We start from the raw sequence: 25463 nt of genomic DNA on the forward strand, positions 1-25463 counted from the left end.
GCAATCAGGGGTCCCGTGACCACCAGGACGCAACAAGTCCAACCCACGCCGACGTGTTGCCGGCAGATCGTCACCGACCCCCGATCCCAGGCCTCCCGTGACCACCAGGACGCAACAAGTCCAACCCACGCCGACGTGTTGCCGGCAGATCGTCACCGACCCCCGATCCCAGGCCTCCCGTGACCACCAGGACGCAACAAGTCGCAGCAGCGGTCAGCGGGTTGGCGCGGCGCCGGTGGAGGCGCGCACCACGAGCTCGGGCCGGAAGACGTACTCGGCTCGCGGAGAGGGCTCCCCGGCGATCTCGTCGAGCAGGGCTCCGACGGCGGCCTCGGCCATCGCCTGGACGCTCTGGCGCACGGTCGTCAGCGGCGGGTCGGTGAACGCGATGAGGGGCGAGTCGTCGTACCCCACCACCGAGAAGTCCGCCGGCACCTGCTTGCCAACCCGCCGTGCCGCCCTGATCGCGCCCAGGGCCATCAGGTCCGAGCCGCAGACGACGGCCGTGCAGCCCTTCTCGATCAGCCGCGCCCCGGCAGTGTCGCCACCTTCGACCGAGAACATGGTCCGCTCGATGAGCTCGTCGACGTCGTCGCGACCGAGCAGGTTCCTCATCGACGCGCGGAACCCGTCGATCTTGCGGATGACCGGGACGAAGCGCTCCGGCCCGACGGCCAGCCCGATCTGGGTGTGGCCGAGCTGGACGAGATGGGTCAGCGCGAGCTCCATCGAGGCGACGTCGTCGTTGGAAATGAAGGGCGCGTCGATGCCCTCGCAGTAGCCGTTGACCAGCACGATCGGCAGTTCCCGCTCGCGCAGGGTGATGTAACGCTCGGGATCGGTTGTGACGTCGGCGTGCTGGCCCGAGACGTAGATGATCCCGGCGACGCCACGGTCCAGCAGCATCTGCACGTACTCGTCCTCGTGCACCCCGCCCGGGGTCTGTGTGCACAGCACCGGCGTGAACTGGTGCCGGGCGAGCGCCGTCTCGATGATCTGGGCGAACGCGGGGAAGATCGGGTTGGTCAGCTCCGGGACGATCAGCCCGACGAGGTCGGCGGTCTTGCGCCGCAGCCGCGACGGGCGGTCGTAACCCAGGATGTCCAGCGAGGTGAGCACGGCCTCGCGGGTGGACTCGGCGACCCCGGGCTTGCCGTTGAGCACCCTGCTGACGGTCGCCTCGCTGACGTCGGCATGCGCCGCGATGTCAGCCAGTCTCGCCTTCATGGCCGCGACGGTAGCAAGAACTTGCAGGCTTGACCGCCGACACCCTGCAAGAACTTTCAGGTATGCCGCGTGCGCGCCGCGGCTCCGCGGCATACCTGCCGCTTGCGCAAACGTTTTCATGCCCCTGCCCGCCGGCCGGACCACCACTGGCGCAACGCCCCCTGCTGGGCCAGACTGAGGCCACCGCGGACACCGACGTCAGCGGCGGCAGCACCCTTTACAACGGATCGTCCGGCACGTTCCTGCCGGTGAAGGAAAGGCAACGAAGCCATGGCAACAGTCAAGTTCGACGAGGCAACCCGGCTCTACCCGGGCAACGACAAGCCCTCGGTTGACAAGCTCAACATCGACATCGAGGACGGCGAGTTCCTCGTCCTGGTCGGTCCCTCCGGATGTGGCAAGTCCACCTCCCTGCGAATGCTCGCGGGCCTCGAAGAGGTCAACGCCGGCAAGATCTGGATCGGTGACCGAGACGTCACCAACCTGTCCCCCAAGGACCGCGACGTCGCGATGGTGTTCCAGAACTACGCGCTCTACCCCCACATGACGGTGGCCGACAACATGGGCTTCGCGCTCAAGATCGCCGGCGTCGACAAGGGTCAGATCCGCAAGCGCGTCGAAGAGGCCGCCAAGATCCTCGACCTCGAGCAGTACCTCGAGCGCAAGCCGAAGGCCCTCTCCGGTGGCCAGCGCCAGCGCGTCGCGATGGGTCGCGCCATCGTGCGCTCCCCCCAGGTGTTCCTGATGGACGAGCCGCTGTCGAACCTCGACGCCAAGCTCCGCGTCCAGACGCGCACCCAGATCGCCTCGCTGCAGCGTCGACTCGGTGTCACCACCGTCTACGTCACCCACGACCAGGTCGAGGCCATGACGATGGGTGACCGCGTCGCGGTCCTCAAGGACGGCCTCCTCATGCAGTGCGACACCCCGCGCCGCATGTACGACCACCCGAACAACGTCTTCGTCGCCGGCTTCATCGGCTCGCCGGCCATGAACCTGCTCGACGTCGATGTCGCTGACGGCGGCGTCAAGGTCAGTGGCAGCGTGATGCCGGTCGACCGCGAGGTCCTGGCGAAGGCGCACGGCAAGTCGATCACGATGGGCGTGCGACCCGAGGACCTCGAGCTGACCACCGAGTCCGGCGGCGGCATTCCCGTCACCGTCGACGTGGTCGAGGAGCTCGGCGCGGACGCCTACATCTACGGGTCCGCCAAGGTGCACCAGCACATCGAGGCCGACGAGGACAGCGACGCACCGGAGAAGCCGTTCATCGCCCGTGTCGACGGCCGCAAGCCCCCCAAGAAGGGCGAGACGGTCTACCTGGCCCCCAAGCAGGGGCACCTGCACCTGTTCGACGCGGAGAACGGCCAGCGCCTCAGCTAGGCCCCACCGCGGCTCGTATGCCGGGTGGCCGGTTCCCGTGCGCGGGGGCCGGCCACCTCGGTTTCTGGCCCGACGATTCATGGCCCGACGATTCATGGCCCCAGGCGTGGATCTCACCTGTGTGGAACGATGTTGACGCTGCCCACGACACCAGAGCGAGGCTGAGGACGTGGCACTACAGATCACCGCGGCACGACCTGACCCGGCCCTGCTGGACCTCCCCTGGGAGCTCCCCCTCGAGACCTGGCCGGAGGAGCACCTCGCTGCCCTTCCCCGCGGCATCTCGCGGCACGTGGTGCGGTTCGTCAAGCTCTCGGGACGGGTCCTGGCCGTCAAGGAGATCAAGGCCGACATCGCGGCGCGCGAGTACCAGATGCTGCGGATGCTGGGGAAGCTCGACCTGCCGTGTGTCGTGCCGTTCGGCGTCGTCAGCGGACGGGAGGACACCGACGGCGAACCCCTCGACGCCTGCCTCATCACCCGGCACCTCCAGTTCTCGCTGCCCTACCGCGCCCTGTTCAGCCAGTCGCTGCGCCCAGATACCTCGACCCGACTGATCGACGCGTTGGCCGTGCTGCTGGTCCGGCTGCACCTCGTCGGCTTCTGGTGGGGCGACGTGTCGTTGTCCAACACGCTGTTCCGCCGCGATGCCGGCGCGTTCGCGGCATACCTCGTCGACGCGGAGACCGGTGAGCTGCACCAGACGCTGACCTCAGGGCAGCGCGAGCACGACCTCGACATCGCTCGCGTCAACATCGCCGGCGAGCTGATGGACCTCGAGGCCGGCGGCTTCCTCGAGGCCGGCGTCGACCCGGTCGACACGTCGAACCGCATCGTCACCCGCTACGGCGACCTGTGGGCCGAGCTCACCGGACTCGAGCGGTTCGAGAGCGGTGACCGGTGGCGCGTGGACGAGCGGATCCGTCGCCTCAACGAGCTCGGCTTCGACGTCGACGAGCTCTCGATCTCGACCGACATCGGGGGGACGACGATCCAGATCCAGCCCAAGGTCGTCGACGCCGGCCACCACTCGCGGCGCCTGCTGCGGCTCACCGGCCTCGACGTCGAGGAGAACCAGGCTCGTCGGCTGCTCAACGACCTCGACTCCTACCGCGCGGACACCGACCGCCAGAACGACGACGAGGAGATCGTCGCGCACGACTGGCTGGCCAAGATCTATGAACCCATCACGCGCACCGTCCCGCGCGACCTGGCCGGCAAGCTCGAACCCGCTGAGCTGTTCCACGAGGTCCTCGAGCACCGCTGGTACCTCTCCGAGCGGGCCGGGCGCGACATGCCGATCGAGGACGCGATCCGCGACTACGTGTCGACGGTGCTTCCGAGCAAGCCCGACGAGGCGACCGTGGTGGGCGTCGACACCGTCGAGATGCCGGTGGTGGCGATGTTCGACGACACCGTCGACGACGACCCGCGCCCTTCGCCTCGGCACCAGGCCTAGCACCGCTAGGGTGACGGCGCCCGCACGACCAACGACGTGCGCCGACCGCAGGGGGAACAGTGCCCGACCAGCCCGACCAGCCAACCGCACCGCTCCCGCCCCAGCCGGCGCAGCCATGGACTCAGGCGCCCGCCTACGGCGCACCCCACGGGTATGCCGGCCAGACGGCATACGGGGTCGGCTCGCCCTGGGGGCCGCTCGCCGGCTGGGGCACCCGGGTGGCGGCCATGCTCCTCGACAGCCTGCTCCAGCTGCTCGGCCTGGTGCCCTACGTCGTGGGGCTCATCCTGTTCGTCGTCGGCGCGCCGGACTCAGGCGGGTCCGACAGCAGGTACTCGGACTACGCGCCGACCACGGAGGGCAACCCGGGCCTGATGGTCGGCGGAGGCCTGCTCGTGCTGGCGGGCATGCTCCTGATGCTCGGCATCCAGATCTGGAACCGCGCCTTCAAGCAGGGCCGCACGGGACAGAGCGTGGGCAAGAAGGTGATGGGCATCAGGCTGGTCGACGAGGGCACGGGACAGCCGATCGGCGCCGGGATGGCGTTCGTGCGGGACCTGGCGCACACGCTGGACGGGTTCGCCTACGTCGGCTACCTCTGGCCGCTCTGGGACGACAAGCGACAGACGTTCGCGGACAAGATCCTCAGCACCGTCGTGGTCGAGACGCCCAAGGGCTGACTGACCAGGTCCACCGGCACCTATGACCAGGTGGCTCCTGGCTGAGGGTCAGGAACCGTTGCTCATGGCGGCGACCACGACGACGAAGAAGAGCCACACCAGGGCGCCCGCCACGCCAGCGATCGCCGACCACATCGCGAACTTCCTGGCCTTTTCCGAGGCGTCGGCTGCGCCGGCGACATCGCCCGCCTGCCACTTGCTGTTGACCTGGGCCGCGTAGACGATGGACGCGACCCCGAGCGGCAGGCAGCACAGGATGGTCGACAGGATCGCCCAGACCAGGTAGTTCGGCGGCGGGGCGCCAGCCACTCCAGCGGGGTTGTAGCCGGTCGCGGCAGGCGGAGGCGGCGGGTTGCCGTAGTCAGACATTGCGATTGCGTCCCTTCGGGTGTGCGGGCGCCGCTCCCCCCAATGGGCGCGACAGGGCGAAACGCTAGCGGACGCAACCCGACTCGCGCCGGGAGTCAGGTAGGGAAGGGCCAAACGGACGGATCGGCGGGCGCGCTCAGACGGGCGACAGCCAGGTCCAGCCGGGCACGTTGCGCAGCACCCAGAACGCCAGCACCAGCGTCAGCAACGCGTACAGGAGCCGGGGAGGCGCCACCCAGGTCCGCGGCAGTCCGCGCCACAGCCGCCGGGCCCAGAGGACGAAGGCCACGAGGAGGCCGCCCGCGGCGAGCACCATCAGGGGGTTGCGGGCCAAGGCGCCCGCGACGTCACCGTGGGCGAGGTCGTGCAGGGCGCGCAGCGAGCCGCACCCCGGGCAGTAGTAGCCGGTCACCGCCAGGAAGGGGCACGTCGGGTAGTGACCCGGCTCGTGGGGGTCGACCACCGCAACGAGGGTGGTCACGGCCGCGGCCGCGGCCAGGACCAGGCCGGGCACACGCAGCGCCCCGAGCCCCCGTGCGGCGACGGGTGGTGCGGGGCGCTGCGGTACCACGGCGGTCATGGCTGCCTCGGAGACCGAGACCTACTTGTTCAGGTTCGGCAGGACGAAGGCGAAGTAGAGGCCGTTGACGACGACGCCGACGACAGCCGCGATCATGGCGAAACGCTTCGCCTTCTCGGACGAGGCGCGGGCGCCGGCGGCGTCGCCCGCCTGCCACTTGCCGTTGACCTGGGCCGCGAAGACGATCGAGGCGATGCCCAGCGGGAGGCAGCAGAAGATCGTGGACAGAATCGCCCACACGAGGTAGTTCGGCGGCGGCGTGCCTCCGGCGGTCGCCTGGCTGAAGCCGGGCGCGGGCGGAGGAGGCGGCGGGGTGCCGTAGTCAGACATGCGGTTGGTCCCTTCGAGTGTTCGAGCGCCGCTCCCCCATGGGCGCGACAGGGCGAAACGCTAGCGGATTCGTCCCGTTTCGTGTGGTCAGATCGCCCGACGTCGTGCGACTTCGTACAGCGCGACTCCCGTGGCGATGCCTGCGTTGAGGGACTCGACGGCCGAGGACATGGGGATGGACACGATCTGGTCGCAGTTCTCCCTGACCAGGCGGGACAGCCCCTTGCCCTCCGACCCGGTCACGATGACGATGGGCTCGGTCGCGAGCTCGAGGTCGGGCAGCTGGACGTCGCCCTCCATGTCGAGCCCGAGGATGAAGAAGCCCGCCTTGCGGTACTCCTCCAGCGCGCGCGTCAGGTTGGCGGCCAGCGCCACGGGGACTCGGGCTGCGGCACCCGCCGACGTCTTCCAGGCGCTGGCGGTCATGCCGACCGAGCGACGCTCGGGCACGACCACGCCGTGGCCGCCGAACGCCGCCACCGAGCGGATGATGGCGCCGAGGTTGCGGGGGTCGGTGATGCCGTCGAGGGCAACCACGAGGGGTATGCCGGGTGCTTCCGGGTCGATGAAGTCGTGGGGGTGCGCGTACTCGTACGGCGGGACCTGCAGGGCCAGGCCCTGGTGGACCGCACCGTCGGTGAGCCGGTCCAGCTCGCCGCGCGGGGTCTCCAGGATCGCGATGCCCCTGGCGGTGGCGATCTTGAGGGCTTCCCGGACCCGGTCGTCGGAGTCGATCCGGCCGGCGACGTACATCGTGGTCACGGGCACCTCGGCACGCAACGCCTCGACGACCGAGTTGCGCCCGGCGACGATCTCGCTCGAGACCTTGCCCCGGCGGGATCCACCGCGGCTGGCGCTGGGTCGAGCGCCCGGCTTGGACCCGCCGGACCTGGATCCGCCGGCTCGCTTCTCGGCGGCGGTGGCCATCCGGTTGGCCTTGTGCTTGGGACGTTCCTCGGCCTTGGGCGTCGGGCCCCTGCCCTCGAGGCCGCGACGACGTTGACCGCCGGAACCGACCTGGGGCCCCTTCTTCGACGCGCCCTTGCGAACGGCGCCACGTCGCTGGGAGTTGCCAGCCATGGGTGTTCCTCTCAGCTCTCGCGGCGGGCGAGCGACCAGTTCGCTCCCGACGCCGTGTCTTCGATGACGATGCCGGCCGCGCCCAGCTGGTCGCGGATCGCGTCCGCCGTGGCGAAGTCGCGCGCCGCCCGGGCCGCCGCGCGGGCGTCCAGCTGCACGCGGACCAGTGCGTCGAGCGCATCGTGGGCGTCGCCGGCACCGGCATCGCTGCCGCCGCCCCAGTGCGGGTCGAGCGGGTTGATGCCGAGCAGGTCGGTCATGGCCACGACGGCGCCGAACGCGGTTGCCAACGCCTCGTCGTCACCGTCGTCGATGGCGGTGTTGCCCGCCCGGACGGTGTCGTGGACGACGGCGAGCGCGCCCGAGACGTTCAGGTCGTCGTCCATCGCCGCGGCATACGCCTCAGGCACGGTGGTGTGGTCCGGCGCGGTGGACGTTCCCTCGGGGAGGGCGCGCAAGGCGCGGGCGAGGAAGCCCTCGATGCGCTCGACGGCCGCCTCGGCCTCGCGCAGCGAGCCCTCGTGGTACTCGATCGTGGACCGGTAGTGGGCCGCCGTGAGGTAGTAGCGCAGCGCCAGCGGGCGGGCGACCTTGGTGACCTCGGAGACGATCAGGCTGTTGCCGAGCGACTTGCTCATCTTCTCGCCACCCACGGTGACCCAGGCGTTGTGCAGCCAGTAGGTCGCGAACCCGAGGCCGGCGGCGTGCGACTGGGCCTGCTCGTTCTCGTGGTGCGGGAAGCGGAGGTCGACGCCACCACCGTGGATGTCGAAGGAGTCGCCGAGGTACTTCCGTGCCATGGCCGAGCACTCGAGGTGCCAGCCCGGGCGACCGGTGCCGAACGGAGTGGCCCAGGACGCGGTGACCGGCTCGGACTCCTTGCGTCCCTTCCAGAGGGCGAAGTCACGGGGGTCACGCTTGCCCCGGGGGTCGGCGTCCTCCGCGGCCTCCATGTCGTCGATCTTCTGGTGCGTCAGGGAGCCGTACTCGGGGAAGCTCTTGACGTCGAAGTAGACGTCGCCGCTGTCGTCCGTCGCGGCGTAGGCGTGGCCCTTGTCCACGAGGGTCTCCATCAGGGCGACCATCTCGGGAATGTGGCCGGTGGCGCGCGGCTCGTAGGTCGGGGCCAGCACCCCGAGCGAGTCGAGCGCAGCGGCCGTCGCCACCTCGTTGCGGTAGGACAGCGCGAACCACTGCTCCCCCGCGTCGGCGGACTTGGCGAGGATCTTGTCGTCGATGTCCGTGACGTTGCGGACGAGCGTCACGTCGTAGCCGTGGCGACCCTCGAGCCACCGGCGCAGCACGTCGAACGCCACGGCGAACCGCACGTGACCGATGTGGGGTGCGCCCTGGGTCGTGAGCCCGCAGATGTAGATGCCCACCCGCCCGGGAACCAGGGGGGTGAAGTCGCGCAGCTCGCGCGCGGCGGTGTCGTACAGGCGAAGACTCACGCGCGCAAGGCTACCTGCGCGGGCACCACCCACCGAAACGCTAGGTTGAGCCCCCACATCGAGCACCAGGGGGTTTGGTCGTGCTGTTGGGACTGTTCGGCATCGAGGGGGTGAGTGTCCTGACGGAGCTCACCATCGTCGGCCTGCTCGGCGCGGCCTACGTCGTGCGCAAGCGCGGGGGCGGCGAGCGCTGGGCCCGGTGGGGCGGGCGCGGCTTCGGGCTCCTCGCCATCGAGAGGGTCTGCTCGATCGTCACCACGCAGTGGCTGCTACACAGCTCCCTCCCGATGTACTACCGAGTTCGACGGATGGAGATCTTCACCCTCGCGGAGTGGCTCATCTCGGTGGCCGGCCTGGCACTGCTCGTGGCCGCCGTCCTGGTCGGGCGAGGGGCACCCGGGCTGGCACCCGTCGTCAGTGACCGCGGTCGAGCCACTCCTGCAGGTGCGGAGCCTCCGCCCCGATGACGGTCGAGTCGCCGTGTCCGGTCAGCACCACCGTCTCGTCAGGCAGCGTGAGCAGCCGGTCGCGGATCGACTCGATGATGGTCGGGAAGTCGCTGTAGGACCGCCCTGTCGCGCCGGGTCCACCATTGAAGAGGGTGTCGCCGGTGAAGACCACGTCGAGCGCCGGCGCGTAGAGCGAGCACGACCCCGGAGTGTGGCCCGGCGTGTGGATCACGTGCAGGTCGACGTCGCCGACCGTGATCACCTGGCCGTCAGCCAGCTCGCGGTCGGGGGTGACGGGATAGACCTGGTCCCAGAGCATCCGGTCCGCAGGATGCAGGTATGCCGGGGCGCGTGTGCCGTCGCACACCTCGGCGACGGCGTTGATGTGGTCGTTGTGGGCGTGGGTGGAGATGACGGCGGTGACCCTGCGCTGGAGGTCGATCGACTTCACGATCTTCCTGCCGTCGTGGGCCGCGTCGATGATGACGCACTCCTTGTCGTCACCGACCACCCAGACGTTGTTGTCCACCTCCCAGCTGCCTCCGTCCAGCTCGAACGTCCCGGAGGTGACGATCCGATCGACGCGGACGCCACCCGCGGAGGGCGAGATGACCGGCATACCCGGGTCCTGGTCGTCAGCCGCGGCCATCAGAGGACCACCACCGAGCGGAGGACCTCGCCGCGTTCCATCTTGTCGAAGGCACCCTCTACGTCGCCGAGGGCGATGCGCTCCGACACGAACGCGTCGAGGTCGAACCGGCCCTGCCGGTAGAGGTCCACCAGCATCGGGAAGTCACGGCTGGGCAGGCAGTCGCCGTACCAGCTGGACTTGAGCGCACCACCGCGGCCGAAGATCTCGATCATGGGCAGGGTGACCTGCTTGTCGGGGGTGGGGACGCCGACGAGCACCACCGTGCCGGCCAGGTCGCGGGCATAGAAGGCCTGCTCGTAGGTCTCCGGGCGGCCGATCGCCTCGACGACCACGTCCGCGCCGAACCCGCCCGTCAGCTCACGGATCCGCTCGACGACGTCCTCGTCCTTGCCATTGACGGTGTGGGTGGCGCCGAAGGTCCTGGCAGTCGCGAGCTTTCGGTCGTCGACGTCCACGGCGATGATCGTCGTCGCACCGACAACGGAGGCCCCGGCGATGGCGGCGTTGCCGACGCCACCGCACCCGATGACGGCGATCGAGTCGCCGCGACCCACGCCACCGGTGTTGACGGCGGCACCGAATCCGGCCATCACCCCGCACCCGAGCAGGCCCACGGCCGCCGCGTCGGCCTCGGCGTCGACCTTGGTGCACTGCCCCGCGGCGACCAGGGTCTTCTCGATGAAGGCGCCGATGCCGAGCGCAGGGCTGAGCTCGGTGCCGTCCTCGAGGGTCATCTTCTGCGTGGCGTTGTGGGTGTTGAAGCAGTACCAGGGCTTGCCCTTGGCGCAGGCCCGGCACTGCCCACACACCGCGCGCCAGTTGAGGATCACGAAGTCACCGGGCGCGACCTCGGTGACGCCCTCGCCGACGGACTCCACGACGCCCGCCGCCTCGTGCCCGAGCAGGAACGGGAACTCGTCGTTGATGCCGCCCTCGCGGTAGTGCAGGTCGGTGTGGCAGACCCCGCAGGAGTGGACCTGGACCACGGCCTCGCCGGGTCCGGGGTCGGGGACGACGATGTCGACGAGCTCGACGTCGGCGCCCTTGCTGCGGGCGATGACGCCCTTGACGGTCTGCGGCATGCGGGGCTCCTCAGTTGGTGGGGCGGACGAGGGCAGTCGCGATCGCGGCGATTCCCTCGTCGCGACCGGTGAGCCCCAGGCCATCGGTGGTCGTCCCGCTCAGCGACACCGGTGCCAGTGCGCACCCTGTCATGGCTTCCTGCGCCTCCGCACGGCGCGTCCCGATCTTGGGACGGTTGCCGATCACCTGGACGGCGACGTTGCCGATCTCGAAACCCGCCTCGCGCACGAGCCGGGCCGCCTCGCCCAACAGGGTCAACCCCGAAGCCCCCGCGAGCTCAGGGCGGTCGGTGCCGAAGTGCACCCCGAGGTCACCGAGGCCGGCGGCCGAGAACAGCGCGTCGCACGCCGCGTGACAGGCGACGTCCGCGTCGGAGTGCCCCTCGAGCCCGGTGACGCCCGGCCACAGCAGGCCGCCCAGCCACAGCTCGCGACCCGAGCCCTCCGGCGCGAAGGCGTGCACGTCCACGCCCACGCCCGTGCGCGGCATACCGGTGGTCCCCATGGCGTCCATCCAACCACCCGGGACTCCCGGGACCCGGATAACGAGGTGAGCCGGGCACGCCCGAGCCGTTAGCGTTGCCGCGCATGAGCACCCCGACGCAGGCGCTGGCCGTCCCCGTCCTCGCCGGCGACCTGGTGACCCTTCGGCCGCACTCGTCGGACGACCTCGACGCGATCTACGAACGGTGCATCGACCCGCTGACCAAGCGCTTCACGACGATCCCGCTGGAGTACACCCGCGAGATGGCGCAGGACTACCTCTCGGGCCTGCTCGAACCCTCACCCGTCCTCATCTCGTGGGGCATCGAGGTCGAGGGCCGCTATGCCGGGACGATCGACCTCCGGGTGCTGCCCGTGGACGACGGTGCAGGCGATCTCGGCTACGTCACCCACCCGGCGTTCCGCGGACGGGGCGTGATGTCCGAGGCGGTCCGGCTCGTGGTCGCCCACGCCTTCGCAACCCTCGGCTGGCAGACCGTCCGCTGGGAGGCGCACGCCGGCAACTGGGGCAGCGCCAAGGCGGTCTGGCGCGCGGGGTTCCCGGTGCCGGCCTTCGTGCCCGATCTGTTGATCGAGCGCGGCCGGCTCGTCGACGGCTGGATCAGCACGCTCCACACCCCTGCCCCTGCCGGGCCGATGACCCCGTGGGACGAGTTCGTCGCGGCCCTGACGCCCTAGTCCGCGACGTGGCGTTCTGCCAGGGCCAAGTCGTCCGGCGTCGTGATCTTGAAGGCGAGCCGGTCTCCGTCGACCACGCGCACGTGGCCGCCCATCCGCTCGACCAGGGCTGCGTCGTCGGTGGCCTGCCCACCCGAGGAGTGGGCGTGCACCAGCACCTCACGCAGGAACGCCTGCGGTGTCTGGATCGCCCGCAGCTGGGTGCGGTCAGGCGTTGCGGTGACGCGACCAGCCGCGTCGACCACCTTGACGGTGTCCGTGACGGGTATGCCGGGGACGACGGCCGGGTGCCCCGACCGCACCTCGTGCACCAGGCGGGAGAACAAGCTGGCCGGCGCGAGGGCGCGGGCCGCGTCGTGGACCAGCACGATGCCGTCGTCGGGGCGCAGCGCCGCGAGACCTGCTGCCACGGAGTCCGTGCGCTCGGCGCCACCGGCGACCACGTCCACGTCGTCGGGCCGGCTGCTCCGGGACGCGATCGCGCCCGCCTCCCTCAGGTGGGAAGCGGGCGCGACCACGACTACGTGTGAAACCTCAGGCGCCGTCAGGGCGCGCTGGACGGCGTGCTCGAGCAACGGCATACCCGCCACGACCACGAAGGCCTTGGGCTGGGTGGCGCCGAGCCGGGTGCCTTGCCCTCCAGCGACGAGGACGACGGCAACGCTCAGGAGGCGAGCACCTCGTCGAGGATTGCCTCGGCCTTGTCCTCGTTGGTCTTCTCGGCGAGCGCGAGCTCGGAGACGAGGATCTGACGAGCCTTGGCGAGCATGCGCTTCTCGCCGGCCGACAGGCCACGGTCCTTGTCACGACGCCACAGGTCGCGAACGACCTCGGCCACCTTGATGACATCGCCGGAGGCGAGCTTCTCGAGGTTGGCCTTGTAGCGGCGCGACCAGTTGGTCGGCTCTTCGGTGTGGGGAGCGCGGAGGACTGCGAAGACCTTGTCGAGCCCTTCCTGTCCGACGACGTCCCGGACGCCGATGTCCTCGCAGTTGTCTGCGGGAACCTCGATCGTCAGGTCGCCCTGGGCCACCTTGAGCTTGAGGTAGATCTTCTCCTCGCCCTTGATCGTGCGGGTATTGATTTCTTCGATGAGTGCAGCCCCGTGGTGGGGGTACACGACCGTCTCGCCGACCTTGAAAACCATGTGCTGTTTTCCCCTTTCGCGACTCTCAGAATATCACGCCACGCCGACGTCGGGAAAGCCAGCCAGAATGCGTTTGCGCAGGTCAGGGGCGCGCAAAGGCCTTGCGGGGCAACGAATTCGGTCTTGACAGAATGGTCACTTCCGTGCAACGCGCACGGGTGCGCACTCGGGTGCAGAGGGTCGGCGCGCGGCCGGCACCCGGCCGGTAGGCTGTCTCCCGTGACCCGCCGAACCCCGCTGGCCCGCCGTTCCGGAGGCCGTTCCACCAGTCCGCGCCCTTTGCTGCGACGCCTGCTCCCGGTCGCGGTGGCCGGTGCCGCCCTCGCGCTCTCGGCCTGCCAGACGCAGTCGCCGATGCAGACCGACGTCCCCTACGTCGCGGCCGACGGTGTCCCCGTTGACCTCGGCGCCGTGCAGCTGCGCGACCTCGTCGTCGTCAGCGGCGGCAAGGACAAGGCCGGCGTGCTGTCGGCGTCGGTCAGCAACAACAGCAGCGAGGCGCAGCGCATCGCGTTCGCCCTGCCGCAGGGCCAGCCCGTGTATGCCGAGGCGCCGGCCCACTCCGAACGTCGCCTCTCCGACGCGACCCAGGTGCAGCTGCCGGGCGTGCCGGTCAGCCCCGGCGACGTCGTCACGCTCAGCGTGCAGTCGCCGAGCGCACCCGCCGTCGTCGTGGTGGTGCCGGTGCTGTCGGCCAGCGGGTACTACGCCTCGCTCGCCCCGACCAACCCACCCGTCGCGGCCACCCCCACGGCGACGGCGACTCCCTGACTCAGTCGGACTCGAACTTGTAGCCCAGTCCGCGCACCGTCACGATGTGCCGGGGGTCGGCCGGGTCGGGTTCGATCTTGGCGCGCAAGCGCTTCACGTGGACGTCGAGCGTCTTGGTGTCGCCGACGTAGTCACTGCCCCAGACGCGGTCGATGAGCTGCATGCGCGTGAGCACGCGGCCGGTGTTGCGCAGCAGCATCTCGAGCAGCTCGAACTCCTTCAGCGGGAGCTGGGTCGGCTCCCCCGAGACGGTGACGATGTGCCGCTCGACGTCCATGCGCACCGGACCGGCCTCGATCGTGGCGGGCAGCAGGTCCTCGGGCTCGGACAGCCTGCGCAGCACTGCCTTGATCCGGGCCAGCAGCTCGCGGGACGAGTAGGGCTTGGTCACGTAGTCGTCCGCACCGATCTCGAGACCCACGACCTTGTCGATCTCACTGTCCTTGGCGGTGAGCATGATGACGGGGACGTTCGAGCGCGACCGGATCGCGCGGCATACCTCGGTGCCGGACAGGCCCGGGAGCATCAGGTCCAGGAGCACGAGGTCGGCACCGGCCCGGTCGAAGTCGGCGAGCGCCTCGGGTCCGGTCTCGGCGACGGCGACCTCGTAGCCCTCCTTGCGGAGCAGGTAGGACAGGGGGTCCGAGAACGAGATCTCGTCCTCGACGACCAGGATGCGCGTCATGCCGGGGTGTCTCCTCGGGTCGGGTGCGGCTGCTCTGCTGAAGGGCTGGGCGATGGGCGCGAGGACCCGGTCCGGTCGACCGCGGCGGGTAGGCGGATGGTGAAGGTCGACCCGCGCCCTTCCTCGCTCCACACGTCGACGTCGCCGCCGTGGTTGGCGCAGATGTGCTTGACGATGGCCAGGCCGAGACCCGTCCCGCCGGTGGCGCGGGAGCGCGCGTCGTCGACGCGGTAGAAGCGCTCGAAGATGCGCGTCTGCTCGCTCGCCGGAATGCCCTGCCCCTGGTCGGTGACGGTGATCTCGACCATCTCGCCCGCGAGGCGACCGGCGACGGCGACCCGGGTTCCGGGCTCGGAGTAGGCGACGGCGTTGCCGATGAGGTTGCGGACAGCGGTGACGAGCAGGGCCTCGTCGCCGAAGACCTTGAGGTCGGCAGCGCAGGCCTCCGCGATGTCGATCTGCTTGGCGTCGGCGCCGACGCGCGAGTAGTCGATCGCCTCGTGCACGGCTGCCGTCACGTCGACGAGCCGGGGTTCGTGGAGGGTGTCGGCCACCTGCAGGCGCGACAGGTCGACGATCTCCTTGACGAGCTGGGCCAGCCGATGGCTCTCGACCTGCATCCGCGAGGCAAACCGCTCGACCGCCTCGGGGTCGTCCTTGGCGTCCTGGATCGCCTCGGCCAGCAGGCCCAGCCCGCCCACCGGGGTCTTGAGCTCGTGGCTCACGTTGGCCACGAAGTCGCGCCTGACCTCCTCGACGCGCTGGGCCTGGGTGTGGTCCTCGACCAGCAGCAGCACGTGGCTGCTGCCCAGCGGGGCCACCCGGGCGTGCATGATCGAGCGGGCCTGGCCGAGCGGGCCGCGGGCCAGCTCGAGCTGGGACTCACGGATGACGCCGTCGCGGCGGACCTGCCTGGCCAGGTGGCGCAGCTCGCGGTGGACCAGCTCCTTGCCCTTGACCAGGCCGTAGGCCGCGGCGGACGGTGAGTTGTTGATGACCTCGTCGGCCGAGTCGACGACGATGGCGCTGGAGCGCAGCACCGCGAGGACGTCGGCCACCCCCGACGGCAACGGCGTGACCGGAACCGTCGGCGGCACACTGGTCTGCTGTCGCTCGGAGTAGCGCACGGCGATGACGGCAAGGGCGCCGGTCAGCAGCCCGGCGAACCCGGCCAAGACGGCAGCGCTGGTCGCATCCACCCCATCAATGTACGGTGCGGAACATCCCCTTCCGAGCACGAAACGACACCCCAACGCACGGCCGTACCCAGATGTTCACCTGAGGTCACCCGATCGTTCACTGCCCCGTGGGAGCCTCGGCTCGCACACCTCACCACGCCCACCCGTGCCCAACACCCCTAGGGAAGCAATGCGCAACGCCTTTCACGAGGACCTGGACACCATCTCCGACCAGCTGGTCGAGATGACGCGTCTGGCCGGGTCCGCCATGGCCCGGGCCACGACGGCCCTGCTCGACGCCGACATCCAGCTGGCCGAATCGGTCATCAAGGCCGACAAGGAGCTGGATCGCATGCGCGAGGACCTCGACGCGCTCTCGATCGACCTCCTGGCCCGACAGCAGCCGGTCGCCACAGACCTGCGCATGGTCGTCACCAGCATGCGGATGAGCGCCGACCTCGAGCGAATGGGAGACCTCGCCCGGCACGTGGCCAAGGTCGCGCGGCTGCGCTACCCCGACTCCGCCGTGCCGGCCGACATCCGAGCGACGATCCTGCAGATGGGCCAGGTGGCCGAGCGCATCGTCGCCAAGTGCGGGCAGGTCATCGCTGCCAAGGACGTCGAGGACGCCAAGACGCTCGAGCGCGACGACGACGCGATGGACGAGCTGCACCGCACGCTGTTCAGCCACCTCATCGACGGGACGTGGAAGCACGGCACCGAGGCGGCCGTCGACATGACCCTCGTGGGTCGCTACTACGAGCGCTTCGCCGACCACGCCGTGTCGGTCGCCCACCGCGTCGTCTACCTCGTCACCGGTGAGTGGGACGTCGCCGAGGACCACGAGGAGCAGGAAGACCGCGCGACCGGTCCGCAGTAACCACCTGGCGCGGCACTCACCTCGCGCGCCACTCACCTCGCGCGGCAAAACGGCCGCGCGCTAGCGGCCCTGGTTGGCGACGGCTGCGGCGGCCTCGGCGGCGGCCTCGGGGTCGAGGTACTCCCCCGGCTTGGTCGGCATGAAGTCCTCACCCAGGGTGTAGACGAGCGGCTGGCCGGTCGGGATGTTCAGGGCGGCGATGTCCTCGTCACTGATGCCGTCGAGGTGCTTGACCAGTCCGCGCAGGCTGTTGCCGTGGGCCGTGACCAATACCGTCTCACCGGCCCGCAGGTCGTCCTGGATCGGCCCCTCCCAGTAGGGCATGAACCGCTCGATGACGTCCTTGAGGCACTCGGTCCGCGGCACGTCGATGCCGGCGTAGCGCGGGTCGCCGCTCTGGTCGAACTCGGACCCGGCCTCGATCGGCGGCGGCGGCGTGTCGAACGACCGCCGCCACAGCATGAACTGCTCGTCGCCGTACTTGTCGCGCGTGGCCGCCTTGTCGAGCCCCTGGAGCGCGCCGTAGTGGCGCTCGTTGAGCCGCCAGTCGCGCCGGACCGGGATCCAGTGCCGGTCCGCTGCGTCGAGTGCGAGGTTGGCCGTGTTGATGGCGCGCCGAAGCACCGACGTGTGCACGACGGTGGGCAGAACTCCCTTGTCCTTCAACAGGTTTCCACCGTTGACGGCCTCCTCGCGACCCTGGTCGTTCAGGTCGACGTCGACCCAGCCGGTAAAGAGGTTCTTGGCGTTCCAGTCGGAGTGCCCGTGGCGCAGCAGGATGAGGGTGTATGCCATGCGGGCCAGCCTAGCGAGGCAACGCGCCACCGCTCAGTCGTGCTCCAGCAGGTGGCGGAACGCCTCGAGGTTGCGCAGCGACTCCCCCCGTGACACCCGCCAGTCCCACTCCTTCTGCATGCTCGTCAGGAAGCCGATCGCGAGCAGCTCGTTGAAGTGCGCGTCCGCGGCTTCCAGCACGACTCCCAGGACCTGGTCGAGGTATGCCGCGTCGACCCCGCCCGCGGGGACGCGTCCGGTCACGTAGACGTCGCCGGACTTGTCGACCGAGTAGGCGAGCCCCGGAAGGCGCAGGTTCTTGCGCAACAGGTAGCGGTAGAAGGTCTCGTGGTTCTCGTCCGGGTTGCGAATGACGAAGGCCGACAAGGAGAGGGCGTCAGCCCCCACCACCAGTGAGACGACGGTCTTGAGCTTCTGCTCGCCCGGGAGGGTGAGGACGAACTCACCCTCGCGGGCACCCTGCTCCCACTCGATCTCGGCCCCAGCGAGGTATCCCTCGATCGCGGACACCAGCTGGCTCACGGGACCACCGCCGCAGGCACCCCGGCCAGTGAGCCGTTGGGCGAGGGAGTGTCGTTGGAGTAGCTCTTGGCCCGACACGCTTCGACGTAGACCTCGTAGAGCCGCTCGGTCGTGCGGTCCCAGCCGAACAGCGCCGCGTGCTGCACCGCCTTGCGGCTCAGGGCTTCTCTTCGCTGCGGGTCCAGCAGCAGGGACTCGAGGGCCAGGGACCACGTGTGGGGGTCGTGGCCGCCGACCAGGATCCCGGCATCCCCGACCGCAGTGGGCAGACCGCCGACATCGGCAGCGACGACCGGGGTCCCGCACGCCTCCGCCTCGACGGCGACCAGCCCGAAGGACTCCGAGTGCGACGGCACCGCCACGAGGTCCGCGGCGCGGTACCAGTCAGCCAGGTCGGTCCTGGGCACCGGCGGCACGAACCGCACCTGCGCGCTGATGCCGAGTCCCTCGGCCAGCTCCTGCAGCCCTCGCGGGTGCGCCAGGCCGGAACCGGACGGACCGCCGAGCACGGCGACGACCAGCTCGCCGGACCAGTGCGGGTGCCGCGCCAGGAGCTCGGCCGCCGCCTTGATGAGCACCTCGGGCGCCTTGAGGGGCTGGATCCGTCCGACGAAGAGCAGCACCTTGGCGTCCTGCGGCAGGCCCACGGCGGCGCGCGCCGCGCGAGGGTCACCCGGCGAGAACAGCGACAGGTCCACGCCCGGAGGCACCACGACCACCTTGTCGGGCTCCGCGGCATACAGGTCGATCAGCTCGTGACGCTCGCCGAGGGTGTTGGCGATGAGGCGGTCCGCCGCCTCCACGACCTGGACCTCACCGATCTCGCGACCAGGGGGCTCGGGCGTGTCACCGTCGGCGAGGTGGAGGTTCTTGACCCGCGCCATGGTGTGCATGGTGTGGACGAGCGGCACCTGCCAGCGGTCGGCGGCCAGCCACCCCACCTGGCCGGACAGCCAGTAGTGCGAGTGGACCAGGCTGTAGTGACCCTCGGCCTCGTGGGCTCCGGTGCGCATCACGCCGGCGGCGAAAGCACACAGCTGCCCGGGGAGGTCGTCCTTGCCGAGCCCCTCGTAGGGACCCGCGGTGACGTGACGGACGGTGACGCCCGGCTCCATCTCGACCGTGGGGGGCAGGTCAGCCGTCGTGGTCCTGGTGAAGATCTCGACCTCGACGCCGCGCCTGGCCAGCTGGTGCGCCACCTCGACGACGTAGACGTTCATCCCGCCCGCGTCACCGGTGCCCGGTTGCTCCAGCGGGGAGGTGTGGACGCTCAGCATCGCGACGCGGTCGATGCGTTCGCAGCAGCCCATGTTGCGAGTCTGCCACGCAGCCGCTGGGGCCCACGACGCCGGTGGTCAGCCCGGCGCCGTGCTCAGCCGCGCGATCGAGACGGCTGCGGCGCCGGACGGGCCTGGGACGACACCGACAACGAGCACGAGTCGGACCAGACATGGATGTCGGTGCGCCCGGCCGCGCGGATGTCGACGCCTCGAGCCACCCGCTGCGGGCCGACCCCGATGTCGGTCCGCAGCAGGGTCGTGAAGACCGCCCGCCCCTCGACCGCTCCCGGGTCGATCCAGGCCGCCGAGTCGCGAAGGTTCACGGCGGGGAGGCCGGGACGGATGCCGACCGTCAGGGGTTCGCGGTCGAGGTGCCAGACGACTCCGTCGGCACCGTTGACCGAGGCGCCGACCCTGATCAGCCCGCCGGCCGACTCGATCCGCAGCGTCACGGGCAGGGAGCGCGACCCGTCGCTGAGCCTGCCGAAGTACGTCGCCCGGCCCGGCAGGAAGACCAGCTCGGTGATGGTCAGGTTGTCGTAGCTGCGGGTGACCCGCTCCTTCGTCCCGGCTGCGTCGGTCGTGGCACTCCCCTCGACGGCCGACAGCATCGCCCCCCCGATCACGGTCTGGAGCAGCAGGTCGTTCTCGCGGTTGATCCGCAGTCCGTCGGAGTAGAGCGACACGGTCACGCCGCCACCCAGGGTCGCCACCCCCTTGGCCTCGGCGTCGACCGTCAGCAGGCCCGGCGCGACGTCGACGAAGCCTTCGCCGTGGCCCAGCCAGCCGGGCACGTTGGTGACGAGGCCGAGCAGCGCGAGGGCGGCGAGCGAAGCCACCAGCGCGACCATGCTGCGGCTGATGTCACGCTCCCGGCCTCGCACCTGCCCAGCCTAGGGTGCGTCGCCGCGTAGGCTGCGCGCGTGGCTGTGCAGCGACCGGTGGGCACCATCACCCGCGGCACCACCAACCCCAACCGGTTGCGTCGGGTCGACCGCTGGTTGGCCGGCCCCCAGGCCTGGCGCCTGCGGCGGGCCGTCGGTATGCCGGTCGTGGTGGACCTCGGGTACGGCGCCTCCCCGGTGACGGCTGTCGAGCTGCACGACCGCCTCCAGCGGGTGCGTCCTGATGTCCAGGTCGTGGGGATCGAGATCGAGCCTGAGCGGGTGGCGCTGGGCCGGCCCCTCGAGCGTGAGGGGCTCTCGTTCCGACACGGTGGTTTCGAGGTACCGATCGACGGGCGTCAAGCGACCATCGTCCGCGCGTTCAACGTGCTGCGGCAGTACGACGAGACAGAGGTGGCCGAGGCGTGGGCGACCGTCCAGCAACGGCTCTCCCCCGACGGCCTGCTCGTCGACGGCACGTGTGACGAGCTCGGTCGACGCAGTGCGTGGATCGCCGTCGATCGGACCGGCCCAGTGTCGTTGAGCCTGTCGTGGCGACTGCGGGGGCTCGACCGCCCCTCCGACATCGCCGAGCGGCTGCCCAAGTCGCTCATCCACCGCAACGTCGAAGGGGAGCCGGTCCACGGGTGGCTCCAGGCGCTGGACAGGGCGTGGAGCCACGCGGCCCACCACGCGAGCTTCGGCGTTCGGCAACGCTTCCTGGCGACGGTGGACGCCGTGAGCGAGGACGGCTGGCCGGTCCAGGACGGGCCGGCGAGGTGGCGCCTCGGCGAGGTCACCGTCGACTGGTCGGCCGTCGCCCCCGCGGGTCAGGCGTCGCGGGCGTAGTCGTCCTCGAGGCGGATGATGTCGGCCTCGTCGAAGTCACCGAAGGCGATCTCGAGCAGACGGCCCGGCTGGTCGCCCTTGTTGGCCATCCGGTGCACCGCGTTGCACGGCACCCAGACCGGCTCGCCGGGCGCGGCAGTCCACGTGCGGTCCCCGACGGTGACCTCGATCGGGACGTCCAGGACCTGCCAGAACTCCCCCCGGTGGTCGTGGGTCTGCAGCGACAGCCGGTGGCCCGGGTCGACCGTGATGATCTTGACGGTGACGGGCTCGTTGGCGACGAACTGCTGGAAGTTCCCCCATGGCCGCTCCACCGTGAAGATGCCGTCGCGCGGGTCGGGCAGGGCCGACATGTCTCGGGTCACCACGGTCCGTACGGCCCCATGTGCTGCCCTCCGCGGCCGCTGCCGCTGACCTGCTGCAGCGCTGGACGCACGTCGGCGAGGTAGATGCCCGCCCCGACGATGGCGATGAGCCCGACCGAGAACAGGGTGATCGAGTTCGCCACCGAGATGAACCCGAGCAGGACCGCGACACCCGTGACGATGGTCCAGAACTTCTTGGTGCGCTTGCCTGCCGCGATGAACGCGTCCGGGCGGTGGCGCAGGGCGTCGACCAACGCGAAGACTTCGGCCGCGAAGGCCGCGAGACTGAGCAGCAGGATCACGATGCCCTGTGCGGAACCGAGCGCGGAGAACATGTGCACAGCCTAAGGGTCAGACGTCCACGACCAGGGTGACTGGACCGTCATTGACGAGGGTGACCTCCATCATGGCCCCAAACCGGCCGGTGGCAACCTCCACCCCTCGAGCACGGAGGGCCGCGACGACAGCGTCCACGAGCGGCTCCGCGACCGGGCCCGGCGCCGCGTTGTTCCACGACGGCCGCCGCCCCTTTCGCATGTCGGCGTACAGCGTGAACTGGCTGACGACCAGCACCGGCGCTCCCTCGTCGAGCACCGAACGCTCGTCGCGCAGGATCCGCAGCTCGCTGATCTTGCGGGCCAGCGCCTCGACCTGGTCGGGCCCGTCGTCGTGGGTCACACCGACCAGCGCCACCAGCCCCGGCCGGTCGACTGCTCCCACGACCTCGCCCTCGACCGAGACGGAGGCGCTCGTCACCCGCTGCAGGACGGCGCGCACGTCGCCTCAGATGTTGACGGCGACGATGCCGCCGACGACCTCGCCGTGCCCGAGCACGGGAGAGTTCTCGAGCTGGGCCAGGGCGAGCGACTCGACGCCGAGCCGCCGCAGCGCGGCGGCCAGGATGACCGGCTTCGCCCGGGGGTAGCCGTCGGCGACCTTGACGGCCACGCCGCGCCCGTCAGCCAGCCCCACGGCATACACGGACTCGGCACCGTCCTTGGCGATCAGGCCGGGGGTGGCCTCGATGAGGGCGGTCACGTCACGGTCACTGCCCCCGAGGTATGCCGGGTTGGCGCGGATGGCGTCGGCGACCTCGCCCTCGTGCGTCGCCGGGTCGGCAGCGGCCATCCGGCCGAAGGCCCGGGCGAGCCCCGCAAGCGTCACGGCCATCACCGGCGCGCCACAGCCGTCGACGGCCACTGCCGTGATCTCGTCACCCGTCAGCTCGGCGAGTGTCCGCGAAATCGCTTGCTGCAGTGGGTGATTCGGGTCGCGGTATGTCTTGGTGTCCCAGCCGTTGACGACACACGTGGCCAGCATCGCCGCATGCTTGCCCGAGCAGTTCTGCATGATGGGCGTCTTGGCCCCGCCTGAACGGATCACCGCCTCGCGCGCCGCCTCGTTGACCGGGTAGTCCGGCGTGTTCTGGAGGGCGGCCTCGGTCAGTCCCGCAGCGGCGAGCATCTCGCGCACGGCCTCCACGTGGAACTCCTCGCCGGAGTGGCTGGCGGACGCGAGGGCGAGGTGCTCGGGCGGCACACGCAGACCTGCACGCACCATGGCCAGGGTCTGGATCGGCTTGTTCGACGACCTCGGGAAGATCGGGTCGTCGACGGCACCGAGTGCCAGCAGGTGGCTGCCGTCCGGGGCGGTGGCGACCACGGAGGCGCGGTGCGCGGACTCGACGAAACCTCCGCGCACGTAGTGGGCAAGGACCGGCGCGTCGTCGAGGGCGGGTGGGGTGGCTGTCTGCGGCGTGCTCACCCGGCGAGCCTAGCCACCGCCCACCCCACCTCCCCCGCCCCACCTTTATCGGGTCAAGGGACAAGGGCGTGCTTCACCCCGGAACGGTTCCGGGGTGAAGGTCACCGTTCCGGGGTGGAGCGCCTCAGCCGGGACAGGCAAACGGCCCCCTCCCGGATCACGGGAGAGGGCCGATTGGCTTGGGGTTGGTCAGTCGCCGACCTTCGTGGCGGCCGTGGTGGCAGCCTTCTTGGTGGCGGTGGCCGTCTTCTTCGCGCTGGTGGTCGCGCCCTTGGTGGCGGACGTGCTCTTGGCGGCGGCCTTCTTCGTGGTGGTCGCGGTGCGCTTGGCGGCGGTGCGCGTGCGGGTGGCGGACTGCTTCACCGCGGTGCCGGCCTCCGTGGCCTCGACGACGATCGAGTCGGCGATGGCGTCGGCGGCGACAGCGGCCTCCTTGCGACCGGTGGTCAGCGTGGCCTTGGCCGAGCGCTGGATGTCCGTGGCGGACTTGCGCACGGTCGTGACGGCACCCTTGCCCAGGGCGAAGGTTGCCTCGGCCTGCGCGAGCAGGTCCTTGGTCGACTTCTGGGTGCGGACGCGCTTGACGAGCTTCTCGCCACGGGCAGCGACGGTCTCGTAGGTCTCCTGCGCCTTGCCGGCCAGCTCGAGGCTGCGGTTGAGGGCGAGGGCCGGGAGCTCCTGGGCCTGCTCGGCAACCTCGGTCACGCGGACCTGGGCCTTGGTCTGCAGCGCGGCGGGGTCGAGGTCGACACGGACGCCGGTGGCCTTGACGGTGGCCTTGACGCGGGCGTCGCGCACCTTCTCGACGGCGAGGTCGGCCAGGCCGACCGCGGCGAAGACGGGAGTGGTGTCGGTGACGGTCTTGCGGATGTCGGCAACGAATGCCATGTCATGCTCCTTTGTTACGAGGGGTCTTGGTACGGGTGGTGCCGGGCTTGCTGCCGACGCCCACGAACGAGTCGTAGATGTCGAGCAGCGCGGCCTTCTGACGGTCGGTGAGCTGCGGGTCGGCGCCGATGACGGCCCTGGTGTCGAACTCGGCGCCGGGCGTCGCATGGGCGTCGCCGTGGCGCTCGTCGAGGATCCCGGCCCGGACGTAGAGCGACTCCGCCGACACCTCGAGGCCCTTGGCGAGCTGCTGGAGGATCTCGGCGCTGGGCTTCTTCAGGCCCCGCTCGATCTGCGAGAGGTAGGGGTTGGACACACCGGCGAGCTCGGAGAGCTGGCGCAGCGAGAGCCGGGCGGACTGACGCTGCTCGCGCAGGTAGTCACCCAGGTTGTTGCCGGGGAGCGGCAACGGGATTCGGCTCATGCCCCCAGTGTGCTTGCTCCAGTTAGCAGAATGCAAACTGGAGGCAGCGTGTTCCCCATCACAGGGTGACTTCCTGCGCGGAGATCGTCACCAACCAGTGCCTGCGGCGGCTCCGTGACGACCGGCTGGCAACAAGTCGGGGACTCGGGTGCCGGTCTCAGCGGCGGTCCTTCACGCCCAGCATGAGGCGCGCGTCCTCGGTCGACAGCGCGGGGCGCTGCATCACCTCTGCGAGGTGCGCGGCCCGCTCCACGAGCTGGGAGTTGTGCTCGACGGGTATGCCGCGGGCGAAGACCACGTTGTCCTCCATCCCCACCCGCAGGTGGCCGCCGGCCGCGAGGGCCGCTGCCGCGACGGGCAGGTGGCTGCGACCGATCCCCGTCGCGGACCAGGAGGTGACCTCGGGCGGGAGCATCGCCACGCCGGCCAACAGCGCAGCAGGTGTACCCGGCATACCTCCGGGCACACCGGTCACGAAGTCCACGTGCACCTTGCCGCCGAACGGGAGGCCGTGGGTGTCGATGAGGCGGGCCAGCGACGCGACGTGGCCCAGGTCGAACAGCTCGAACTCCGGGACCACCTCGCGCTCCTGGGCCTGCACGTAGAGGTCGGACATGAAGCCGTAGGGGTTGAGGAAGACGTCGTCGCCGAAGTTCGTGGTGCCGCAGGTGAGCGAGCAGGAGTCGGGCTCTGCGTCCAGGACCGTGAGCCGCTGGTCGAGCGGGTCGTGCACGCTGCCCCCGGTCGACAGCTGGATGACCAGCGAGGTCCGCTCCCGGAGTGCCTCCACGGCGGCCTTCAGGTGACCTGGGTCCAGCGTCGGTCGGTGCTCGCCGTCACGGATGTGCAGGTGGATCATCGAGGCACCCGCCCGCTCACACGCCACGGCCGTCTCGACGAGCTCGTCGAGCGTCGTGGGCAGCTGTGGGAAGTCGGCCTTGGCGAGTTCCGCACCGGTGGGCGCGACGGTGATCAGGGTGCCGGTCGTGGGAGCCATGGGCGCCATCATGGCAGCCACGCCCAGCGCCATCACCACGGCCGCTCCAGCAGCGGAAACCCGGCTCCTCAGGCGTTGTGTGGGAGACTGTCGGCGCTCACAGCCGAAAC

At 70.3% G+C, this 25463-nt stretch carries 32 protein-coding genes; 8 read left to right on the plus strand and 24 right to left on the minus strand.

The genetic code is table 11. The annotated features are described in order from the left end of the window. Positions 1-213 precede the first annotated feature (213 nt). Positions 214-1227, minus strand: coding sequence for a LacI family DNA-binding transcriptional regulator (locus AC1DWR_RS11230; RefSeq protein WP_477624421.1), 1014 nt, complete (start codon positions 1225-1227; stop codon positions 214-216). Between the two features lie 270 nt (positions 1228-1497). Here AC1DWR_RS11230 and AC1DWR_RS11235 point away from each other — a divergent pair, with 270 nt between their 5' ends. The 3 genes from AC1DWR_RS11235 to AC1DWR_RS11245 all read left to right on the plus strand — a co-directional run bounded on the left by AC1DWR_RS11235 (position 1498) and on the right by AC1DWR_RS11245 (position 4749). Further along, entirely contained in the window at positions 1498-2610 is a 1113-nt protein-coding gene (locus AC1DWR_RS11235) for an ABC transporter ATP-binding protein (protein ID WP_477613951.1), read from the plus strand. Between the two features lie 169 nt (positions 2611-2779). Next, positions 2780-4069 carry a DUF4032 domain-containing protein gene (locus AC1DWR_RS11240; RefSeq protein ID WP_477613952.1) on the plus strand — a complete coding sequence of 430 codons (1290 nt, stop codon included), beginning with the start codon at positions 2780-2782 and terminating at the stop codon, positions 4067-4069. Positions 4070-4128: 59 nt separating this feature from the next. Further along, entirely contained in the window at positions 4129-4749 is a 621-nt protein-coding gene (locus AC1DWR_RS11245) for an RDD family protein (protein ID WP_477624422.1), read from the plus strand. Positions 4750-4797: 48 nt separating this feature from the next. Here the strand turns inward: AC1DWR_RS11245 and AC1DWR_RS11250 are convergent, their stop codons facing one another. The 5 genes from AC1DWR_RS11250 to cysS form a co-directional block, all read right to left on the minus strand. Continuing rightward, a complete protein-coding gene (locus AC1DWR_RS11250) occupies positions 4798-5118 on the minus strand; it encodes a CD225/dispanin family protein (protein WP_477613954.1) in 321 nt (106 codons plus the stop codon). Positions 5119-5254: 136 nt separating this feature from the next. Then, positions 5255-5698 carry a DUF2752 domain-containing protein gene (locus AC1DWR_RS11255; protein WP_477624423.1) on the minus strand — a complete coding sequence of 148 codons (444 nt, stop codon included), beginning with the start codon at positions 5696-5698 and terminating at the stop codon, positions 5255-5257. A 21-nt stretch (positions 5699-5719) separates the two neighbouring features. Beyond that, entirely contained in the window at positions 5720-6028 is a 309-nt protein-coding gene (locus AC1DWR_RS11260; protein ID WP_477624424.1) for a CD225/dispanin family protein, read from the minus strand. An 87-nt stretch (positions 6029-6115) separates the two neighbouring features. Continuing rightward, the gene (rlmB, locus tag AC1DWR_RS11265; protein WP_477624425.1) at positions 6116-7108 is read right to left on the minus strand and encodes a 23S rRNA (guanosine(2251)-2'-O)-methyltransferase RlmB; all 993 of its coding nucleotides are present in this window, start codon (positions 7106-7108) and stop codon (positions 6116-6118) included. Positions 7109-7119: 11 nt separating this feature from the next. Further along, complete coding sequence (gene cysS / locus AC1DWR_RS11270; RefSeq protein WP_477624426.1) at positions 7120-8559, minus strand: cysteine--tRNA ligase; 1440 nt, start codon at positions 8557-8559, stop codon at positions 7120-7122. Between the two features lie 80 nt (positions 8560-8639). Between cysS and AC1DWR_RS11275 the strand changes: the two genes are divergently transcribed. Continuing rightward, positions 8640-9026, plus strand: a complete 387-nt coding sequence (locus AC1DWR_RS11275; RefSeq protein ID WP_477624427.1) for a hypothetical protein — start codon at positions 8640-8642, stop codon at positions 9024-9026. On the opposite strand, the gene AC1DWR_RS11280 is transcribed toward AC1DWR_RS11275, so the two are convergent. From AC1DWR_RS11280 to ispF, 3 genes are read right to left on the minus strand one after another with little or no spacing between them, the layout of a single operon-like run. Then, the gene (locus AC1DWR_RS11280; RefSeq protein WP_477624428.1) at positions 8974-9657 is read right to left on the minus strand and encodes an MBL fold metallo-hydrolase; all 684 of its coding nucleotides are present in this window, start codon (positions 9655-9657) and stop codon (positions 8974-8976) included. The genes AC1DWR_RS11275 and AC1DWR_RS11280 overlap by 53 nt on opposite strands. Continuing rightward, on the minus strand, positions 9657-10742 hold the full coding sequence (locus AC1DWR_RS11285; protein WP_477624429.1) for an S-(hydroxymethyl)mycothiol dehydrogenase: 1086 nt from the start codon (positions 10740-10742) through the stop codon (positions 9657-9659). Before AC1DWR_RS11285 ends, AC1DWR_RS11280 begins: the two co-directional genes overlap by 1 nt. Before the next feature lie 10 nt (positions 10743-10752). Next, the gene (ispF, locus tag AC1DWR_RS11290) at positions 10753-11247 is read right to left on the minus strand and encodes a 2-C-methyl-D-erythritol 2,4-cyclodiphosphate synthase (RefSeq protein WP_477624430.1); all 495 of its coding nucleotides are present in this window, start codon (positions 11245-11247) and stop codon (positions 10753-10755) included. Between the two features lie 83 nt (positions 11248-11330). Between ispF and AC1DWR_RS11295 the strand changes: the two genes are divergently transcribed. Further along, on the plus strand, positions 11331-11924 hold the full coding sequence (locus AC1DWR_RS11295; protein WP_477624431.1) for a GNAT family N-acetyltransferase: 594 nt from the start codon (positions 11331-11333) through the stop codon (positions 11922-11924). Here AC1DWR_RS11295 and ispD read toward each other — a convergent pair. Continuing rightward, the gene (ispD, locus tag AC1DWR_RS11300; protein WP_477614605.1) at positions 11921-12592 is read right to left on the minus strand and encodes a 2-C-methyl-D-erythritol 4-phosphate cytidylyltransferase; all 672 of its coding nucleotides are present in this window, start codon (positions 12590-12592) and stop codon (positions 11921-11923) included. The genes AC1DWR_RS11295 and ispD overlap by 4 nt on opposite strands. After that, positions 12589-13071, minus strand: coding sequence for a CarD family transcriptional regulator (locus tag AC1DWR_RS11305; RefSeq protein ID WP_056922091.1), 483 nt, complete (start codon positions 13069-13071; stop codon positions 12589-12591). The genes ispD and AC1DWR_RS11305 overlap by 4 nt, the downstream gene beginning before the upstream one ends. A gap of 219 nt (positions 13072-13290) precedes the next feature. Between AC1DWR_RS11305 and AC1DWR_RS11310 the strand changes: the two genes are divergently transcribed. After that, the gene (locus tag AC1DWR_RS11310; RefSeq protein WP_477624432.1) at positions 13291-13842 is read left to right on the plus strand and encodes a hypothetical protein; all 552 of its coding nucleotides are present in this window, start codon (positions 13291-13293) and stop codon (positions 13840-13842) included. A 1-nt stretch (position 13843) separates the two neighbouring features. Here AC1DWR_RS11310 and AC1DWR_RS11315 read toward each other — a convergent pair whose 3' ends face one another. Together AC1DWR_RS11315 and AC1DWR_RS11320 are read right to left on the minus strand one after the other, a co-directional pair. Next, positions 13844-14527: a winged helix-turn-helix domain-containing protein gene (locus AC1DWR_RS11315; protein WP_477613965.1), complete on the minus strand. Its 684-nt coding sequence runs from the start codon at positions 14525-14527 to the stop codon at positions 13844-13846. Next, positions 14524-15726: a sensor histidine kinase gene (locus tag AC1DWR_RS11320; protein ID WP_477613966.1), complete on the minus strand. Its 1203-nt coding sequence runs from the start codon at positions 15724-15726 to the stop codon at positions 14524-14526. Before AC1DWR_RS11320 ends, AC1DWR_RS11315 begins: the two co-directional genes overlap by 4 nt. A gap of 169 nt (positions 15727-15895) precedes the next feature. Between AC1DWR_RS11320 and phoU the strand changes: the two genes are divergently transcribed. Then, positions 15896-16585: a phosphate signaling complex protein PhoU gene (gene phoU / locus AC1DWR_RS11325; protein WP_477618378.1), complete on the plus strand. Its 690-nt coding sequence runs from the start codon at positions 15896-15898 to the stop codon at positions 16583-16585. Positions 16586-16645: 60 nt separating this feature from the next. On the opposite strand, the gene AC1DWR_RS11330 is transcribed toward phoU, so the two are convergent. The 4 genes from AC1DWR_RS11330 to AC1DWR_RS11345 all read right to left on the minus strand — a co-directional run bounded on the left by AC1DWR_RS11330 (position 16646) and on the right by AC1DWR_RS11345 (position 20066). Beyond that, positions 16646-17380 carry a phosphoglyceromutase gene (locus AC1DWR_RS11330; RefSeq protein ID WP_477624433.1) on the minus strand — a complete coding sequence of 245 codons (735 nt, stop codon included), beginning with the start codon at positions 17378-17380 and terminating at the stop codon, positions 16646-16648. Positions 17381-17413: 33 nt separating this feature from the next. Further along, positions 17414-17902, minus strand: coding sequence for a YbjN domain-containing protein (locus AC1DWR_RS11335; protein WP_477613969.1), 489 nt, complete (start codon positions 17900-17902; stop codon positions 17414-17416). After that, positions 17899-19212: a D-inositol-3-phosphate glycosyltransferase gene (gene mshA / locus AC1DWR_RS11340; protein ID WP_477624434.1), complete on the minus strand. Its 1314-nt coding sequence runs from the start codon at positions 19210-19212 to the stop codon at positions 17899-17901. Before mshA ends, AC1DWR_RS11335 begins: the two co-directional genes overlap by 4 nt. Before the next feature lie 62 nt (positions 19213-19274). Continuing rightward, complete coding sequence (locus AC1DWR_RS11345; protein ID WP_477624435.1) at positions 19275-20066, minus strand: hypothetical protein; 792 nt, start codon at positions 20064-20066, stop codon at positions 19275-19277. Positions 20067-20111: 45 nt separating this feature from the next. On the opposite strand from AC1DWR_RS11345, the gene AC1DWR_RS11350 reads away from it, so the two are divergent. After that, the gene (locus AC1DWR_RS11350; RefSeq protein WP_477624620.1) at positions 20112-20915 is read left to right on the plus strand and encodes a class I SAM-dependent methyltransferase; all 804 of its coding nucleotides are present in this window, start codon (positions 20112-20114) and stop codon (positions 20913-20915) included. On the opposite strand, the gene AC1DWR_RS11355 is transcribed toward AC1DWR_RS11350, so the two are convergent. The 7 genes from AC1DWR_RS11355 to AC1DWR_RS11385 all read right to left on the minus strand — a co-directional run bounded on the left by AC1DWR_RS11355 (position 20897) and on the right by AC1DWR_RS11385 (position 25353). Next, a complete protein-coding gene (locus tag AC1DWR_RS11355; protein WP_477624436.1) occupies positions 20897-21280 on the minus strand; it encodes a phosphomannose isomerase type II C-terminal cupin domain in 384 nt (127 codons plus the stop codon). The two genes, AC1DWR_RS11350 and AC1DWR_RS11355, sit on opposite strands and share 19 nt — an antisense overlap. Further along, entirely contained in the window at positions 21277-21615 is a 339-nt protein-coding gene (locus AC1DWR_RS11360) for a DUF2516 family protein (protein WP_477624437.1), read from the minus strand. The genes AC1DWR_RS11355 and AC1DWR_RS11360 overlap by 4 nt, the downstream gene beginning before the upstream one ends. Positions 21616-21631: 16 nt before the next feature. Then, the gene (gene dtd / locus AC1DWR_RS11365) at positions 21632-22057 is read right to left on the minus strand and encodes a D-aminoacyl-tRNA deacylase (RefSeq protein ID WP_477624438.1); all 426 of its coding nucleotides are present in this window, start codon (positions 22055-22057) and stop codon (positions 21632-21634) included. 6 nt (positions 22058-22063) lie between these two features. After that, positions 22064-23044: an asparaginase gene (locus AC1DWR_RS11370; protein WP_477624439.1), complete on the minus strand. Its 981-nt coding sequence runs from the start codon at positions 23042-23044 to the stop codon at positions 22064-22066. Between the two features lie 189 nt (positions 23045-23233). Next, entirely contained in the window at positions 23234-23932 is a 699-nt protein-coding gene (locus AC1DWR_RS11375; protein ID WP_477613976.1) for a hypothetical protein, read from the minus strand. Position 23933: 1 nt separating this feature from the next. Further along, complete coding sequence (locus AC1DWR_RS11380; RefSeq protein WP_477624440.1) at positions 23934-24356, minus strand: helix-turn-helix domain-containing protein; 423 nt, start codon at positions 24354-24356, stop codon at positions 23934-23936. A gap of 157 nt (positions 24357-24513) precedes the next feature. Continuing rightward, on the minus strand, positions 24514-25353 hold the full coding sequence (locus AC1DWR_RS11385; protein WP_477613978.1) for a beta-keto acid cleavage family enzyme: 840 nt from the start codon (positions 25351-25353) through the stop codon (positions 24514-24516). Between the last annotated feature and the right edge of the window lie 110 nt (positions 25354-25463).

It is taken from the genome of Pedococcus sp. P2_E2, assembly GCF_056403955.1.

Coding starts and splice junctions, on each gene's coding strand:
- AC1DWR_RS11330 (WP_477624433.1), bottom strand. CDS start 17,380: ATGGCATACACCCTCATCCTGCTGCGCCACGGGCACTCCGACTGGAAC.
- phoU (WP_477618378.1), top strand. CDS start 15,896: ATGCGCAACGCCTTTCACGAGGACCTGGACACCATCTCCGACCAGCTG.
- AC1DWR_RS11235 (WP_477613951.1), top strand. CDS start 1,498: ATGGCAACAGTCAAGTTCGACGAGGCAACCCGGCTCTACCCGGGCAAC.
- AC1DWR_RS11255 (WP_477624423.1), bottom strand. CDS start 5,698: ATGACCGCCGTGGTACCGCAGCGCCCCGCACCACCCGTCGCCGCACGG.
- mshA (WP_477624434.1), bottom strand. CDS start 19,212: ATGGGCTGCTGCGAACGCATCGACCGCGTCGCGATGCTGAGCGTCCAC.
- AC1DWR_RS11230 (WP_477624421.1), bottom strand. CDS start 1,227: ATGAAGGCGAGACTGGCTGACATCGCGGCGCATGCCGACGTCAGCGAG.
- AC1DWR_RS11295 (WP_477624431.1), top strand. CDS start 11,331: ATGAGCACCCCGACGCAGGCGCTGGCCGTCCCCGTCCTCGCCGGCGAC.
- AC1DWR_RS11285 (WP_477624429.1), bottom strand. CDS start 10,742: ATGCCGCAGACCGTCAAGGGCGTCATCGCCCGCAGCAAGGGCGCCGAC.
- AC1DWR_RS11250 (WP_477613954.1), bottom strand. CDS start 5,118: ATGTCTGACTACGGCAACCCGCCGCCTCCGCCTGCCGCGACCGGCTAC.
- AC1DWR_RS11375 (WP_477613976.1), bottom strand. CDS start 23,932: ATGGCATTCGTTGCCGACATCCGCAAGACCGTCACCGACACCACTCCC.
- AC1DWR_RS11380 (WP_477624440.1), bottom strand. CDS start 24,356: ATGAGCCGAATCCCGTTGCCGCTCCCCGGCAACAACCTGGGTGACTAC.
- rlmB (WP_477624425.1), bottom strand. CDS start 7,108: ATGGCTGGCAACTCCCAGCGACGTGGCGCCGTTCGCAAGGGCGCGTCG.
- ispF (WP_477624430.1), bottom strand. CDS start 11,247: ATGGGGACCACCGGTATGCCGCGCACGGGCGTGGGCGTGGACGTGCAC.
- AC1DWR_RS11305 (WP_056922091.1), bottom strand. CDS start 13,071: ATGGTTTTCAAGGTCGGCGAGACGGTCGTGTACCCCCACCACGGGGCT.
- AC1DWR_RS11280 (WP_477624428.1), bottom strand. CDS start 9,657: ATGGCCGCGGCTGACGACCAGGACCCGGGTATGCCGGTCATCTCGCCC.
- AC1DWR_RS11385 (WP_477613978.1), bottom strand. CDS start 25,353: ATGGCTCCCACGACCGGCACCCTGATCACCGTCGCGCCCACCGGTGCG.
- AC1DWR_RS11315 (WP_477613965.1), bottom strand. CDS start 14,527: ATGACGCGCATCCTGGTCGTCGAGGACGAGATCTCGTTCTCGGACCCC.
- AC1DWR_RS11260 (WP_477624424.1), bottom strand. CDS start 6,028: ATGTCTGACTACGGCACCCCGCCGCCTCCTCCGCCCGCGCCCGGCTTC.
- AC1DWR_RS11360 (WP_477624437.1), bottom strand. CDS start 21,615: ATGTTCTCCGCGCTCGGTTCCGCACAGGGCATCGTGATCCTGCTGCTC.